This window comes from Lentiprolixibacter aurantiacus (genome assembly GCF_026241225.1).
GTDB lineage: Bacteria > Bacteroidota > Bacteroidia > Flavobacteriales > Flavobacteriaceae > Lentiprolixibacter > Lentiprolixibacter aurantiacus.
Genome location: NZ_JAPFQP010000003.1, coordinates 252,561 through 268,445 on the forward strand (window position 1 = coordinate 252,561; position 15,885 = coordinate 268,445).

14 protein-coding genes are annotated in these 15,885 nt (G+C 45.1%); 12 read left to right on the top strand and 2 right to left on the bottom strand.

The genetic code is table 11. The annotated features are described in order from the left end of the window. The first annotated feature begins 157 nt into the window (after positions 1–157). The 4 genes from OO016_RS10565 to lptB are packed head-to-tail and all read left to right on the top strand — an operon-like array spanning position 158 to position 3,096. Complete coding sequence (locus tag OO016_RS10565) at positions 158–1,123, top strand: KpsF/GutQ family sugar-phosphate isomerase (protein ID WP_266013439.1); 966 nt, start codon at positions 158–160, stop codon at positions 1,121–1,123. Continuing rightward, positions 1,123–1,965, top strand: coding sequence for a twin-arginine translocase subunit TatC (gene tatC / locus OO016_RS10570; RefSeq protein WP_266013441.1), 843 nt, complete (start codon positions 1,123–1,125; stop codon positions 1,963–1,965). The genes OO016_RS10565 and tatC overlap by 1 nt, the downstream gene beginning before the upstream one ends. Further along, positions 1,946–2,296 (top strand): carboxymuconolactone decarboxylase family protein, encoded by a 351-nt coding sequence (locus OO016_RS10575; protein WP_266013444.1) that lies wholly within the window; start codon positions 1,946–1,948, stop codon positions 2,294–2,296. The genes tatC and OO016_RS10575 overlap by 20 nt, the downstream gene beginning before the upstream one ends. A gap of 59 nt (positions 2,297–2,355) precedes the next feature. Next, on the top strand, positions 2,356–3,096 hold the full coding sequence (gene lptB, locus OO016_RS10580) for an LPS export ABC transporter ATP-binding protein (RefSeq protein ID WP_266013446.1): 741 nt from the start codon (positions 2,356–2,358) through the stop codon (positions 3,094–3,096). Here lptB and OO016_RS10585 read toward each other — a convergent pair. Beyond that, on the bottom strand, positions 3,093–3,860 hold the full coding sequence (locus OO016_RS10585) for a CDP-alcohol phosphatidyltransferase family protein (RefSeq protein ID WP_266013449.1): 768 nt from the start codon (positions 3,858–3,860) through the stop codon (positions 3,093–3,095). The two genes, lptB and OO016_RS10585, sit on opposite strands and share 4 nt — an antisense overlap. 111 nt (positions 3,861–3,971) lie before the next feature. Here OO016_RS10585 and OO016_RS10590 point away from each other — a divergent pair, with 111 nt between their 5' ends. From OO016_RS10590 to OO016_RS10625, 8 genes are all read left to right on the top strand, one after another. Next, entirely contained in the window at positions 3,972–5,153 is a 1,182-nt protein-coding gene (locus OO016_RS10590) for a lipoprotein N-acyltransferase Lnb domain-containing protein (protein ID WP_266013452.1), read from the top strand. A 106-nt stretch (positions 5,154–5,259) separates the two neighbouring features. Next, positions 5,260–5,406, top strand: coding sequence for a hypothetical protein (locus OO016_RS10595; protein WP_266013455.1), 147 nt, complete (start codon positions 5,260–5,262; stop codon positions 5,404–5,406). A gap of 47 nt (positions 5,407–5,453) precedes the next feature. Continuing rightward, the gene (locus tag OO016_RS10600; protein ID WP_266013458.1) at positions 5,454–6,029 is read left to right on the top strand and encodes a cob(I)yrinic acid a,c-diamide adenosyltransferase; all 576 of its coding nucleotides are present in this window, start codon (positions 5,454–5,456) and stop codon (positions 6,027–6,029) included. A 135-nt stretch (positions 6,030–6,164) separates the two neighbouring features. Then, positions 6,165–6,389 carry a DUF2795 domain-containing protein gene (locus OO016_RS10605; RefSeq protein WP_013551418.1) on the top strand — a complete coding sequence of 75 codons (225 nt, stop codon included), beginning with the start codon at positions 6,165–6,167 and terminating at the stop codon, positions 6,387–6,389. A 196-nt stretch (positions 6,390–6,585) separates the two neighbouring features. After that, positions 6,586–9,951, top strand: a complete 3,366-nt coding sequence (gene secA, locus OO016_RS10610; RefSeq protein WP_266013486.1) for a preprotein translocase subunit SecA — start codon at positions 6,586–6,588, stop codon at positions 9,949–9,951. A gap of 252 nt (positions 9,952–10,203) precedes the next feature. Next, the gene (locus OO016_RS10615; RefSeq protein ID WP_266013488.1) at positions 10,204–11,427 is read left to right on the top strand and encodes a sensor histidine kinase; all 1,224 of its coding nucleotides are present in this window, start codon (positions 10,204–10,206) and stop codon (positions 11,425–11,427) included. An 87-nt stretch (positions 11,428–11,514) separates the two neighbouring features. Next, positions 11,515–14,037, top strand: coding sequence for a M14 metallopeptidase family protein (locus OO016_RS10620; RefSeq protein ID WP_266013490.1), 2,523 nt, complete (start codon positions 11,515–11,517; stop codon positions 14,035–14,037). 4 nt (positions 14,038–14,041) lie between these two features. Then, on the top strand, positions 14,042–15,610 hold the full coding sequence (locus OO016_RS10625; protein ID WP_266013493.1) for an amidohydrolase family protein: 1,569 nt from the start codon (positions 14,042–14,044) through the stop codon (positions 15,608–15,610). Positions 15,611–15,619: 9 nt separating this feature from the next. On the opposite strand, the gene OO016_RS10630 is transcribed toward OO016_RS10625, so the two are convergent. Continuing rightward, positions 15,620–15,754 carry a hypothetical protein gene (locus OO016_RS10630; protein WP_266013496.1) on the bottom strand — a complete coding sequence of 45 codons (135 nt, stop codon included), beginning with the start codon at positions 15,752–15,754 and terminating at the stop codon, positions 15,620–15,622. Between the last annotated feature and the right edge of the window lie 131 nt (positions 15,755–15,885).

Genomic DNA, 15,885 nt, shown 5'->3' on the forward strand with positions numbered 1-15,885 from the left:
TCGGCAGGTAGATAGAATTGTTGTCGGTGCTGTTAATTTAATCAGCGATTCCGTAAAGTTTATTTAATTTTGTTTTTTAAAGATAACACATTCTTTTAGAAACTGTTTATTTATTTAAACAAATTCTTAAAACAAAATCAGCTAATTCCAAGCGCAATTGAAGGACAGCAAAGCCATAGTTTCCCTGGCGAAAAATACCCTCGCAACGCAAGGCGATGCCATTCACAACCTATCCCAGTACATCGATGATGACTTTGTCAATGCTGTGAACTGCATCCGCAATTCAAGAGGACGGGTAGTGATATCGGGAATAGGGAAGAGTGCCATAATAGCATCCAAAATAGTGGCCACCCTGAATTCTACGGGAACTCCGGCTATTTTCATGCATGCGGCAGACGCCATACATGGTGATTTGGGTACCATACAGAAAGATGACGTGGTGATTTGTATTTCGAAAAGTGGTAATACACCTGAAATAAAAATGCTGGTACCATTAATCAAGAACGGCAAGAACCGTATGATCGGGATGACCGGCAATATGGATTCTTTTCTGGCCAAAAAAGCCGATTATGTGATCAACACCTATGTGGAAAAGGAAGCCTGCCCTAACAACCTGGCACCCACAACAAGCACTACCGCACAACTAGTTATGGGTGATGCCCTGGCCATATGCCTGTTGGAACTGCGAGGCTTTAGCAGCAAGGATTTTGCAAAGTACCATCCGGGAGGAACACTGGGTAAACGACTATACCTCAGGGTGGCAGATATAGCACAAAACAACATGAAACCCATGGTTAACCAGGATACTGATGTAAAAAGGGTAATCGTGGAAATTTCGGAAAAGATGCTGGGTGTTACCGCCGTGATGAAGGATGATCACATAGTGGGCGTGGTTACCGATGGCGACATCCGCAGGATGCTGAACAAATATGACAATATCAACGGCCTCACCGCCAAAGATATTATGACCTCCAACCCCAAAGTCATACAATCCGACGTACTCGCTGTTAAAGCCCTTAAAATAATGCAGGACAATGAGATCTCTCAGCTCCTCGTTATGGAAGGGGAAAGCTACCTGGGGGTCGTACATCTACACAACCTCGTAAACGAAGGTATTATCTGATGGCAAAGACAGCAACTAACCCTAACGAAATGTCCTTCCTGGACCATTTGGAGGAATTGCGATGGCACCTCATCCGCTCCACTTTGGCCATACTTATAATTGGTTGTGTGGCCTTCCTGATGAAGGATTTTATATTCGACACAATCATCTTTGGCCCAAAGAAGCCAGATTTCCCAACCTATGGGGTATTCTGCAAGCTTTCCAAGATGCTTGGTTTCAGTGAGGCCTTCTGTGGCAATGAACCCCTTTTCCGGGTACAAAGTCGTGTAATGGCCGGGCAGTTCTCGGCACACATATGGACCTCAATCTGGGCTGGTTTTATCGTTGGGTTTCCGTATGTGCTCTATGAATTGTGGAAGTTCATTAGTCCGGGACTCTATGAAAAGGAAAGGAAGTACTCCAAGGGCTTCATCCTGATTGCCTCCCTCCTGTTCTTTATGGGCGTTCTGTTTGGTTATTATATTGTAGCCCCACTGTCTATCAATTTTCTGGGAAGCTACACCGTTAGCGACGAGGTATTTAACGATATCGACCTTAGTTCATATATTTCCACGGTAAGGGCCTCTGTGATTGCCTGCGGAATTGTATTTGAACTGCCCATAGTTATCTATTTTCTTACCAAAGTAGGTCTGGTAACACCAGAGATTCTCAGGAAATACAGAAAAATTGCACTGGTACTGGTTCTTATTCTTTCGGCGATAATTACCCCGCCGGATGTAGCCAGCCAGATCATAGTTGCTGTTCCGGTCCTGATCCTGTACCAGGTAAGTATTTATATTTCCAAAGTGGTAATCAAAAGAGAAGAAAAACAACGCAGGAAAGATGTCAAACCAAGTTCATGATTTTAATGAGTACCGTACCCGGATGAATGAAAAAATCCTGGCCGCGGACAACAAGATCATAAAACGCATTTTCAATCTGGACACCAATGCCTATGCCGAGGGTGCCCTGGATGTCAAAACCAAGGAGCTACTCGGATTAGTGGCATCAGCGGTTTTAAGGTGCGACGATTGCGTGAGGTACCATCTGGAAAAAGCTTATGAGAATGGTGTAAGCAGGGAAGAAATGATGGAAACCATGGGAATCGCCACTCTGGTTGGCGGGACCATAGTTGTACCTCACCTCAGGAGGGCTTATGAATTCTGGGAGGAGCTGGAGAAGCTCAACCATTAATATTGCGTTAATTCGCAGTCTTGTTCTGGATTATATGATTAGCTTTACCTGCTGAAAACATGAAGCTAAGAGCTGAAAATATCATGAAGGCCTACCGGGGCCGCCGGGTTGTAAAAGGCATTTCCCTTGAGGTAAACCAGGGGGAAATTGTCGGATTATTAGGTCCCAATGGTGCCGGTAAAACGACCTGTTTTTACATGATTGTAGGACTGATCAAACCCAATGGAGGTAAGATCTTTTTGGACGATACCGAGATCACTAAATTTCCCATGTACAAAAGGGCTCAGAATGGAATTGGCTACCTCGCTCAGGAAGCCTCCGTTTTCCGGAAACTGAGTATTGAAAAAAATATTTTAAGTGTACTTCAGCTGACTAACCTCAGCAAGAAGGAGCAGCATATGAAAATGGAGTCGCTCATAGAAGAATTTGGTTTGAGCCATATCCGCAAAAATCGGGGAGACCTGCTATCAGGAGGAGAAAGGAGAAGGACAGAAATTGCCAGGGCACTGGCAACAGACCCTAAATTTATCCTGCTGGACGAACCCTTCGCAGGTGTTGATCCTGTTGCAGTGGAAGATATTCAACGAATCGTTGCCCAGCTAAAAAACAAGAATATCGGGATTCTGATCACCGACCACAACGTACAGGAAACACTTGCCATTACAGAGCGTTCTTACCTGATGTTCGAAGGCGGAATCCTTAAATCAGGGATTCCGGAAGACCTGGCCGAAGATGAGATGGTCCGCAAGGTGTACCTCGGACAGAACTTTGAACTCCGCAAAAAGAAGCTGAACTTCTAGTCGGCTGTCCCCTGATCTACCTTCACACCCGGCTTATATATCAGCGAACTGAGGATGTAAAGAACCACTATGGCAGCAACTGCCAGGAATTTCATTGTCATCAGGAATACCAGGCTAACCACAATGAAAGTATAGCGTAGTGCATTGTCCTTAAAGGACCAGGTTTTAAACTTCAGTGCAAACAGTGGTATCCGTGCATTGAGCAGGAAGGAACTCAACAAGGTTACTGCCAGGAGAAACCAGGGGTTCAATATGAGTTCATTCAGGGCATCGTTCCCCTGATACAATAAAATCAGCGGGAAGGAGATAATTAAGAGGGCATTGGCCGGTGTCGGGAGGCCAATAAACGAAGTGACCTGATCTTCATCTATATTAAACCGTGCAAGGCGATAAGCCGAGGCCAGGGTAATCAAAAATCCTGCGAAAGGCAATATACTATCCCATCCCAGTGGACCTTCCCTGAGGGCTGGGTTAAAGTCGTTGATGTTCCAACCTCCCGTTTGCGACATTCCCAGCAGCTGAAACATTATAATGCCGGGCACCAGTCCGCAGGTAATCATATCTGCCAGGGAATCTAGCTGTATACCCAGTTCGCTCTGTGCATTTAAAGCACGAGCCGCAAGACCGTCAAAGAAGTCGAAGAAAATACCAATTATTACAAAGATCGCTGCCAGATGCAATTCATTGAGCACCGCAAAAACCACAGCAATACATCCGCTGAGTACATTAAAAAGGGTGAGCAACTGGGGAAGATGTCTTGTCATAGTGGCTGTTTGGGTAAAAATAATATAATTCTTAAACACATTGCGGGGTACAGCATTTTATTCAGATATTTGTTCTAATAGGCCCACTGCCTGCCGCAACATCACCACAACATGCCCTTCAAATTTCGATGTTTTGTTGTTTTACTTCTGACCTTTGCCCAGGTCCTTGCTCAGGATACGGTTTTATCCGAATCGGCTCAGATCAGTGTGCTCACCTGTGGACCGGGACAGGAACTTTATACAGCATTCGGGCACAGTGCCTTCCGGGTTCAGGACCCTGCCAAAGGTATTGATGTGGTGTACAATTATGGCACCTTTGATTTTGATGCCCCCAACTTCTACACCAATTTTGCCCGGGGCAAACTTATCTATACCCTGAGCAGGCAGCGATTTGAGAATTTCCTGTACGTTTATGAACTGGAAAAAAGATGGGTCAGGGAACAAATCCTGGACCTGGACCAGGAGCAAAAAGATGATCTGATTATTTTCCTGGAAAATAACTACCTGCCTGAAAACCGTGATTACCGTTACGATTTTCTGTTCGACAACTGTTCTACGAAAATGCCCGATGTATTGAGTGAGATTTTGGGCAACCAATTGCAATTCGGGGAAGACCATCTGGAACAGCGGTATTCCTTCAGAGAACTAATTCGGCAAAACCTGAGAGTAAATTCCTGGTCGAGCCTGGGTATCGACCTGGCACTGGGGGCCGTTATAGATAAAGAGGCCACTGTTTATCAGCATATGTTCCTGCCGGTTTATGTAATGAGGCAGATGGAAAACACCAAGCTTAATGGACAGCGACTTGTAAAAAGGACAAGAACAATTCTGGAAAACGATATTCCGGGGCAATCACCTTTATTTACCCTTACGCCTTTGTTCTGGCTACTGCTGCTGCTGGCCTTTACGGCCGCAATTACTTACATTGATTTTCGCAACAAAACGCGAAGCAGGAGGCTTGATTTCCTCCTCTTTTTCTCAAGCGGTGCAGCCGGATGCCTTTTGTTTTTTCTATGGTTCTTTACCGATCATACCGCAACCATAAATAATTTCAACATCCTCTGGCTTTTTCCCCTGAACCTTATAGCAGCCTTTTACCTTTTATCCAGGAAGGGTCCTCCACCAGTAATCAGGACCTATGCCATGCTGCTATGTGGCTTGCTGATCCTACTATGCCTGGTTTGGATACTGGGGATACAGCAATTATCCCCACTGGTACTACTGCCCATACTTACTCTTTTGATTCGATATGTATGGCTAATTCTGTACCTGAAAAATCCAAAAATAAGCTGAGCACGCCCGGTAAAGTTCGGGACTGTATAAATATCAGGCGGCATGTACAGGCGGAAAGGCTATGGGAATTGTTTATATTCCCTTAATTTTGCATTAACCTTTAGAGATGGATAACGGAATTTACTACTTACTGGGCGGTCTGGCCATAGTGTACCTTGTTATCTCTGCCTTTAATAAACGCAACGCCAAAAGGCGGAAATCCCGGAAGTTCATGGAAGGCTATGAACGGAAGGACAGGAAAAAGGAAGAATAACTGGCCGAAAAGCATTTTTCCCTCGAAGGGAGGAAAACCTCACACGGATGAAGATTTATACTAAAACAGGGGATACAGGCACCACTTCACTTTTTGGAGGGACCAGGGTACCCAAGCATCACATACGCATTGAGAGTTACGGGACCACTGATGAATTGAATTCATGGATTGGATTGATCCGCGACCACGTGGACGACCAGGTGATAAAAACCCTTTTGATGGAAATCCAGGATCGCCTTTTTGTGTTGGGTGCCCAACTGGCAACAGAGCCAGAAAAAGCCAAGCTGAAATCTGGCAAAGACCGGCTAAACATCAATACCTTACAGGAGCAGGATGCGCTGAAACTTGAACAGGCCATGGATAAGATGAATGCACAACTCCCTGCCATGACACATTTTATCCTGCCGGGAGGCCATCCTACAGTGTCATATTGTCATATTGCGCGAACCATTTGCCGCAGGGCCGAGCGCATGATCACCTATCTCAATGAAAACGAGGCAGTAGATCCGATGATTCTGGTATATATCAATCGCCTTTCCGATTACCTTTTTGTTCTGGCACGTAAATTGTCTGCAAGCCTGAAGGCAGAGGAAATCAAGTGGATACCAGAGAAAAAGGCCTAATAATTTTTCTTTTTCAGCGTTATTCCTATATTATTTCTGAACGATCTTAAGAATTAATTGTTTTTAAACACGATTTTTCTTTGCCGTTTGGGTTTAAAAATTATTTTTGCAAAAATTTAAAAACAGAGTACAGCAATGTATTGGACTTTAGAACTGGCATCTTATTTAAGCGATGCTCCCTGGCCTGCTACCAAGGATGAGTTGATCGATTATGCGATCAGGACTGGTGCACCTCTTGAGGTTGTAGAGAACCTGCAATCTATGGAGGAAGAAGGTGGTGAAATCTATGAATCTATTGAAGAAATATGGCCGGATTATCCTACCGAAGAAGATTACCTCTGGAACGAGGATGAATATTAATAATACACGTTAATTAGTTCAAAAAAGTCTCATTCGAGGCTTTTTTTTTATGTAATTTTGACACCTCCGGCCCTGTTTTGGGCCGTAGTGGGCAGTCTGGAATACCTTTTGCACTGCAAGGACAAAGACATATCCATACCAAACCTGCATGTCCGTTAAATGTTCAGGACTACTTCAGGAATAAAAATAAATACACATGAGTTTAGTTAATTCCATTATCAAAGCCTTTGTCGGCGATAAGTCGAAAAAGGATGTAAAGGAACTACAGCCAATAGTCAAAAAGATCAAGTCTTTCGAAGGTGAACTAAAGCGCCTGAGCCATGATGAACTAAGGAATAAAACTTCCGGTTTCAAGGCAATCATAGCAGAAAGGTGTCAGAAGATCAACGAAGAAATTGCAGGCTTGCAACAAGAATCCCATGACTCTTCGGACATTGACAAGAACGAGGCGATATACAACCAAATAGACAGCCTAAATGAAGAGGCTTATAAAATAACAGAGGACACTCTCAACGAATTGTTGCCTGAGGCCTTTGCGGTAATGAAGGAGACAGCCAGCAGGTTTGCGGAAAATGAAACCCTTAAAGTCTCCGCTACAGAATTCGACCGCAAACTTAGCGGCACCAAAGACTATGTTACCCTGGAAGGTGACAACGCCATCTGGAGCAATTCCTGGGATGCCGCTGGAAAAGAGGTTACCTGGGATATGGTGCATTACGATGTACAGCTTATTGGCGGTATAGCACTGCACCAGGGGAAGATTGCCGAAATGCAGACGGGTGAGGGAAAAACCCTTGTGGCCACCCTGCCCATGTACCTCAATGCTCTGGCAGGGAAAGGTGCACACCTGGTAACGGTTAACGATTACCTGGCAAAAAGGGACAGTACCTGGATGGGGCCCTTATTTGAATTCCACGGCCTGTCTGTAGATTGTATAGACCGGCACCAGCCCAATTCTGATGGACGCAGGGCCGCTTACAATGCCGATATTACCTACGGAACAAATAATGAGTTTGGTTTCGATTACCTCAGGGATAATATGGCGCACACTCCCGGAGATCTGGTACAACGCCCACATCATTATGCCATTGTGGATGAGGTAGATTCCGTCCTGATCGATGATGCCCGTACACCTCTTATTATTTCAGGGCCTGTTCCGGAAGGCGATCGTCACGAATTCAACGAATTAAGACCAAAAGTTTATGATATTGTCCAGAAGCAAAGGCAGTATCTCACCGGGGTCCTGGCAGAAGCCAAAAAGAAAATCGCAGAAGGCGACACCAAGGAAGGAGGCTTTTTACTGCTGCGAGTGCACAGGGGATTACCCAAGAACAAAGCATTGATCAAATTCCTCAGTGAGGAAGGAATCAAACAGCTCCTGCAAAAGACCGAAAATTTTTACATGCAGGACAACAACCGGGAAATGCCCAAGGTAGATGCCGAGTTGCTTTTTGTCATCGATGAAAAAAACAACCAGATAGAGCTTACCGATAAAGGGATTGAATACATATCCGGAGATGAAGACAAGAATTTCTTCATCATGCCCGACATAGGAAGCGAGATCGCCAAGATCGAAAATCAAAACCTGGAAATAGAAAAAGAAGCCGAGCTTAAAGAAGAGCTTTTTAAGGATTTTTCAGTGAAAAGTGAGCGTATTCACACCATGAGCCAATTGCTTAAGGCTTACACACTTTTTGAAAAAGACGTGGAATATGTGGTGATGGATAACAAGGTGATGATCGTAGATGAGCAGACGGGAAGGATCATGGATGGACGACGCTATTCTGACGGACTCCATCAGGCTATAGAAGCAAAGGAGAACGTGAAGATCGAAGCCATGACTCAGACCTTCGCTACGGTAACCCTGCAGAATTACTTCCGGATGTATAAAAAACTGGCAGGGATGACTGGTACAGCCGTTACGGAAGCTGGTGAATTCTGGGAAATTTACAAACTGGACGTGATGGAAATCCCAACCAACCGACCTATTGCCAGGGATGACCGCAATGACCTGATCTATAAAACCAAAAGGGAGAAATACAATTCTATTATCGAAGAAGTGGCTTCCCTTTCGCAACAGGGAAGGCCTGTGCTTATTGGTACTACTTCCGTAGAGATATCAGAACTCCTCTCCCGTATGCTGCAAATACGGAAGATAGACCACAACGTGCTTAATGCAAAGCTTCACAAGAAAGAGGCGGATATTGTTGCGGAAGCAGGGAATCCCGGAGTGGTAACCATTGCGACCAATATGGCTGGACGGGGAACAGATATTAAGCTTACCGATGAAGTCAAAGCAGCAGGTGGACTCGCCATTATTGGAACGGAAAGGCACGACTCCAGGAGGGTTGACCGGCAGTTAAGAGGTCGGTCCGGCCGGCAGGGAGATCCCGGTAGTTCACAGTTCTACGTATCCCTGGAAGATAATCTGATGCGCTTATTCGGCTCTGACCGGGTAGCCAAGATGATGGACCGCATGGGACTGAAGGAAGGGGAGGTTATACAACATTCCATGATGACCAAATCCATTGAAAGGGCCCAGAAAAAGGTAGAGGAGAACAACTTCGGCATCCGAAAACGACTTCTGGAATACGATGATGTGATGAATGCCCAGCGGGAGGTGGTATACAAAAGGAGGCGCCATGCCCTGGAGGGCGATCGCTTACAGCTGGATATTGCTAATATGATCTACGATACCTGTGAGGTGATTGCGGAGACCAACAAAATGGCCAATGATTACAAGAATTTCGAATTCGAACTAATCAAGTATTTTTCAATCACTGCACCGGTTTCTGAAGAAGAGTTTGCGAAAAAGAACTTCCAGGAAATTGCCAACGATACCTATCAGGCTGCGTATGACTATTACCAGAACAAAATGGAACGTTCTGCAGCAACGGCCCTGCCGGTGATCAAACAGGTGTACGAAGACGAGTCCAACAAGTTTGAACGAATTGTAGTGCCCTTCACGGATGGTATCAAAACCCTAAATGTGGTTACAGACCTTAAGGAGGCCTATGAATCTCAGGGAAAGCAGCTGGTTGCTGATTTTGAAAAGAACATTACCCTGGCCATCATAGACGATGCCTGGAAGACACACCTTAGAAAAATGGATGAGTTGAAACAGTCTGTTCAACTGGCGGTTCACGAACAAAAGGACCCGCTGCTCATCTATAAGTTTGAGGCTTTTGAACTATTCAAAAGCATGATAGAAAAAGTAAATAAGGATGTGGTTTCCTTCTTGTTTAAAGGGGAACTCCCCTCCTCAGATACCCGAACCATCCAGGAAGCCAGGACCGTAAGGCGCAAAAAGGAAAACCTGAAAACAACCAAGGAAGAGATCCCGAACAGCGACGAACTTGCTGCACAAAACCGGGCGGTTGGTCAGAATCAGGGGAGGCGTCCCCAGGTAACGGAAACCATAATCAGGGAGAAGCCAAAAATTGGAAGAAATGAAAGGGTTACCATTAAGAACGTTATGTCCGGAGAGAGTAAAACGGTGAAGTATAAACAAGCCGAACCCCTCATAGACAAGGGCGAATGGGTATTGATTGACCAGGAGTAATCCTTACTATAGAACTGGAAAAGGCAACCGTGTGGTTGCCTTTTTTTGTTTCTCTAACCACATATTCTGAAAGGAATCTTTCCGGATTTTCAGGATTGACTGCCCCATCCATAAACCTCAAAATGAAGAATCAGAAGGCGCTTTGTTGATTATCTGGCAAAACATAGTTAGTTTTATGACACCAATCAAAGCATGGAAGATGCTCAGGGATACTGTATAACCCGTCTTTCTTACTTTAAATTATTTTGTGGCATGGAAAATTCCAGGGGGCAAAAACAGGAACGTTACGAAGCTAAAAGAACACTGACAATTAAGGTGGGTTATTGGGCTTCCTTTCTTACCCTTGTATTTGCTGCAATCTGCATGTTCCTGCTGGACATAACTACTATAGTGCCCTACTGTTTTCTGGGTTTCTCTATCGCCAACCTCATCAATGTACTTGCCCTTAAAAAACATAACAACCTGATCCTGAGCTTTAACCTGGCCACTTTACTCAGCCTGGCTACTGCGCTGATTGTAACATGGTTTACCGGGGGCATTGAGAGCCCCTTTATTTTTGTCCTGGCTATTGTTGTTTTTGCAGGTTATGCCACCACTGGGCCTAGAGGAAAATTGTACCTCTACCTCAGCGTTGCCCTGATTTTACTGGTGTATTCCAATGACGTATTAAAATTTCTCCCCGTTAATAATGCCGTGCCCGAGACATCAAGTGCAACCTTTGCCCTGCTGAGCATTTTATTGTCGGTTTATTTGATGGGCGGGGTATTGGCTAAAAACCTGCTGAAAGCCCATATTGACCTCTACAAATCCAAAATGGAAACCGAACAACAGATCAAGGAAAAGGAGACCCTGCTTCGCGAAGTACACCACAGGGTTAAAAACAACCTTCAAACTGTTTCCAGCCTCCTGAGCCTGCAATCCAGGAGTGTGGAGGATCCCAAAATGAAAAGTTTACTCAAAAGCAGCCAGAACCGGGTTATCTCAATGGCTATGGTTCACGAGATGCTCTATATGCGTGAGGATCTGTCCCGAATTGAATATAAAACCTATGTGCAGGAACTCAGTGAATATCTGGTAAGATCAGTAAAAGGCGCTGAGAATAAAGTGAAGCTGAATATAGATATACCAGACATCAAGTTGGGTATTGACACAGCCATACCCCTGGGGCTCTTAATCAATGAAGCACTTACCAATGCCCTCAAATATGGAATCCGGGAAGATAATGAGGGAGAAATCAATATTGCGTTAAAAAAAGAAGCAGATGAGGACTACATCCTCAATATTGGCGATAACGGAGTGGGATTTTCGAACCAGGTAGACCATAAAACCACGCGATCACTTGGGCTTAAACTGATTCACAACCTCGCCAGGCAACTCAAAGGAACTATCACCCGGGATGAAAGTAAAGTAGGTACTAACTACATTGTTAAGTTCCGTGAGATTGGCCAGCAGCAACATTTAAATCCTGTGGCGTAAGTCAACAAACATAGCCTTTTAACCCTAGGCTGTAATTGCATCATTTCTTACTATATTTAGTTTCCTTAGATACGAAAACACTAATCCATGTCAAAAACACTCGTAGGGGTATTGCTTTTTTGCACTCAGGTATTTTATGCCCAGGACTATTTCTTTAAAAAATACCATCCTTTCCAATCCAAAATCCCCTCTCCCGAAGCTTATCTGGGATATCCGATCGGGGCTCATCACACTCGGCATGACCGAATCGTGGATTATCTTGAAATGCTTTCAGTGGTATCTGATAGGGCTTCACTTATCAACTACGGCAGGACGCATGAAGGGAGGCGTTTGGTAATGCTTGTTATTTCCTCACCGGAAAATATGGAGGCTCTTCCCGAAATCAAAGAACGTCACCTTGCCTACACGAGGCCTAATGCCAGTCTGGCCCCTGATCCTGAACTTCCTGTTTTTGTGAACCTGGCCTATAATGTACACGGAAATGAGCCTTCCAGCTCTGAGGCTGCTTTGTTAACCGCCTATACCCTTACAGCCTCCAATAACCCTGAGATTCTCAATTACCTTAACAATGCCGTCATCCTGGTGGATCCTACTATAAATCCGGATGGGAGGGACAGGCATACCCATTGGGCCAATATGTATCAGGGAAACCCTCTGGTTATAGATCCGCAGGATGCAGAACATAATGAGTACTGGCCCGGAGGGCGAACTAATCACTACTGGTTTGACCTTAATCGCGACTGGTTACTGGCCATTAATCCTGAAAGCCGGGGAAAACTGAACTGGTACCATGAGTGGTATCCTAACGTGGTTACAGATTTTCATGAAATGGGCACACAAAGCACCTATTTCTTTGAACCCATGAAGATAAACGGATCCCTCAATCCCATAATGCCCAGGGAGAATTACGAAGACCTGAATAACCTCTTTGGGGAGTATTACAGTAAGGCCCTGGACAGCATTGGATCCCTTTATTTTACCAAAGAAGTTTTTGACGGAACCTATCCCGGTTACGGGTCTTCTTATCCGGACTTGCAGGGCGGACTTGGATTGCTTTTTGAGCAGGCAAGCTCAAGGGGACACAAACAAAAAACAGCCTTTGGTGAAATCACCTTTCCTTTTACCATCAGGAACCAGTATACCTCCAGTATTACTACCCTGAAGGCAGCAGTTGAAAACAAAGATTACCTGTATCAGTACCAGCAGGATTTCTTTAAATCAGCTATAAGAAACGCTGAGAAAAGTAAAATTAAGGGTTACCGGTTTGGGGATGCCTATGATAAAAATAGGCTAAAAGCATTCATTGATAAGTTGCTAATCCATAAAATTGAAGTATACAAAGCCGACAACGGAGAATATGTAGTGCCAACAAGCCAGCCACAGTATCGAATGGTTCAGACGGTGTTTGAAACCTATGATAAATATCGGGACAGTGTGTATTACGATGCCTCTGCGTGGTCTGTAGCAAACTTCTACAACATAAAATACCGCCCGGTAAACACCCTTAAGCGAGGTGACCAAATAAGTGGCACAGACAACCTTGTAAAGGTACAGCCGATTCAAAGATCGGAGTATGCCTACCTTATCGACTGGGACGACTACAATGCCCCTGCGGTGCTGAACCAACTGCAGTCTGAAGGCCTGGTTGTTTCGGCCTCTTTCAAACCTTTTACCGCAGTTGTTGCTGGTGTTTCAAAAACTTTCAACTACGGCACCCTCATGGTTCCCGTGAGCCTGCAGAAAAAATCCCCTGACGAAATATTTGCCCTGTTGGGACAGGCGCAGAAAAAATTCCAGGTGCCGATGTACGCCGTGGAAACAGGGTATAATCTACAGGGTATAGACCTGGGAAGTGGATTCATTAGCCCCCTGAACAATACTAAGGTAGCAATGCTGATAGGTACAGGAGTAAGGCCATATGAAGCAGGTGAAGTTTGGCATTTACTGGACACCCGTGTGGGAATGCCCATTACCAAGATTCCAATGCGAAACTTCAACAGGGTTAACTTCGACAAGTACAATACCCTGGTTATGGTTTCCGGAAATTATTCGCTGACAGACAAACAACAAACCGTTGTGAAAGATTGGGTAAAAAAAGGAAATACCCTGATCACCATAGGGACGGCATCAGAATGGATCATCAAGAAAAAATGGGTTAAAGAAAAACTGATTGAATCCAAAGCAGATTCCACTAAAGCCACTGTACGGCAACCTTATGTAGATGCCCGAGAAAATCTTGGGAAAGAAAGCGTAGGGGGGATCATCGCCCGGACAGATCTCGATATAAGCCACCCTCTTGGATTTGGTTACCGCAACCCTACCCTGCCCGTATACAAGAACAATACCGTATGGCTGGCGCCCAGCCAGAACGAGTATGCCACTGTTGCCAAATACAGTAGTGATCCTCATATTGATGGATTTATCACCAAACGAAATCTGGAAGAATTCCTTAAACCCGCCGCATCCCTTATTGTAAGCCCGATGGGAAGTGGCAGGGTAGTCATGTTTGCGGACAATCCCAATTTCAGGGGTTCCTGGTATGGAACCAACCGCTTATTTCTGAATGCATTATTTCTGGGGCAAAAAATAAACATACCTAAACGAAATTAGTCTTATGAAGAATTTAGTAATAACCATATTTTTCCTGGTTCTATGGGGCATGTATTCTGGCCTCGCACAGGAATCCGCAACAACAGCTGAAGGACCGTTTAAACAACTCATCATTCGCGGTGCTACTCTCATTAACGGCAATGGTGCTCCTCCACAGGGCCCTGTAGACATTGTAGTTGAAAACAACCGCATCAAGAACGTATCTGTAGTGGGCTACCCCGGAGTTGCTATTGACCCTGGTAACAGGCCTAAATTACTGCCGGGTGGGCGCGAATTGGATGCTACGGGAATGTATATCCTGCCCGGATTTGTGGATATGCACGGGCACATAGGCGGAACGGCACAGGGTGCTGAACCAGAATATGTATTTCGGCTGTGGATGGCACATGGGATTACAACCGTGCGGGAACCCAGTGGCAGGGGGGTTGATTTTGCCCTTGATCTGAAACGAAGAAGTGCAAAAAACGAAATTGTGGCACCCAGGATCCTTGCATACACGGGATTTGGCCAAGGCAGCAAGGAGCCTATCAGTTCCCCTGAAATGGCAAGGGAATGGGTTCGCAACAATGCCAAAAAAGGAGCAGATGGAGTTAAATTCTTCGGTGCTCCCCCAGAAATTATGGCCGCCGCCCTTGACGAAAACAAAAAGCTTGGACTGCGTTCGGCCTGCCATCATGCACAGCTCAATGTGGCACGCTGGAATGTACTTCACTCTGCCCGAGCAGGACTTACATCCATGGAGCACTGGTACGGCCTGCCTGAGGCCCTTTTTGAGGATAGAACTGTACAGGATTATCCGCTTACCTACAATTACAACAATGAGCAGCATCGATTTGAAGAAGCTGGAAAGCTATGGAAACAGGCTGCAAAACCCTATTCCGAGCATTGGAATAAGGTAATGGACGAATTGATTGCACTCGACTTTACCCTGGACCCAACCTTCAATATCTATGAAGCCAGCAGGGATCTGCACAGAGCACGGAGGGCAGAATGGCATGAAACCTATACCCTGCCCTCCCTTTGGGAGTTTTATCAGCCCAGTAAAATTTCCCACGGTTCCTATTGGCATTACTGGGGTACTGAACAGGAAGTAGCCTGGAAGGAAAATTATCAGTTGTGGATGACCTTCGTAAACGAATATAAGAACCGGGGTGGCAGGGTTACCACTGGATCAGACTCCGGCTTTATCTTCCAGCTTTATGGTTTTGCTTATATCAGAGAAATGGAATTGCTGAGAGAGGCCGGTTTTCACCCTCTTGAGATCATCAAATCTGCCACCCTGAATGGAGCGGAAGCCCTGGGGATGGATGATCAAATCGGTACAATAACTCCTGGAAAACTGGCAGATTTTGTTCTGGTTTCCGAAAATCCGCTTGAAAACCTCAAAGTGCTGTATGGCACAGGTGCAATCAAACTCACTGAAGATAATGAAGTTGTGCGCGTAGGAGGGGTTCGCTACACTATCAAAGATGGCATTATATACGATGCCAGGGCGCTACTTAAAGAGGTAGCCGATATGGTCGCCTCAGAGAAAGAACGCCTTAACTACAAGATCACCCAACCGGGCAATTAACTTAAGGGCCTACTTGCCGGGTTGCCCGGATTGTTCCTTGTATGTAGGAATTTCAATGGGTTTGAGCTGTCCTTTGGTCCTGGGAAAGATCAGGGCATAAGTCAAATAAAGGGCTACAGGAAGTGATAAGATAAATAAGATCATGATGGTGGGGATTGATTTATTCCTTTTTTATTTCTGAAATTTTGAATGTGATTCCTGCCGAAACAGGTTTCTGGTCTGTTCTTTTATTTTCGTTCGAAGGGACAGAAATATAAGAGCGATTATCCAAAACA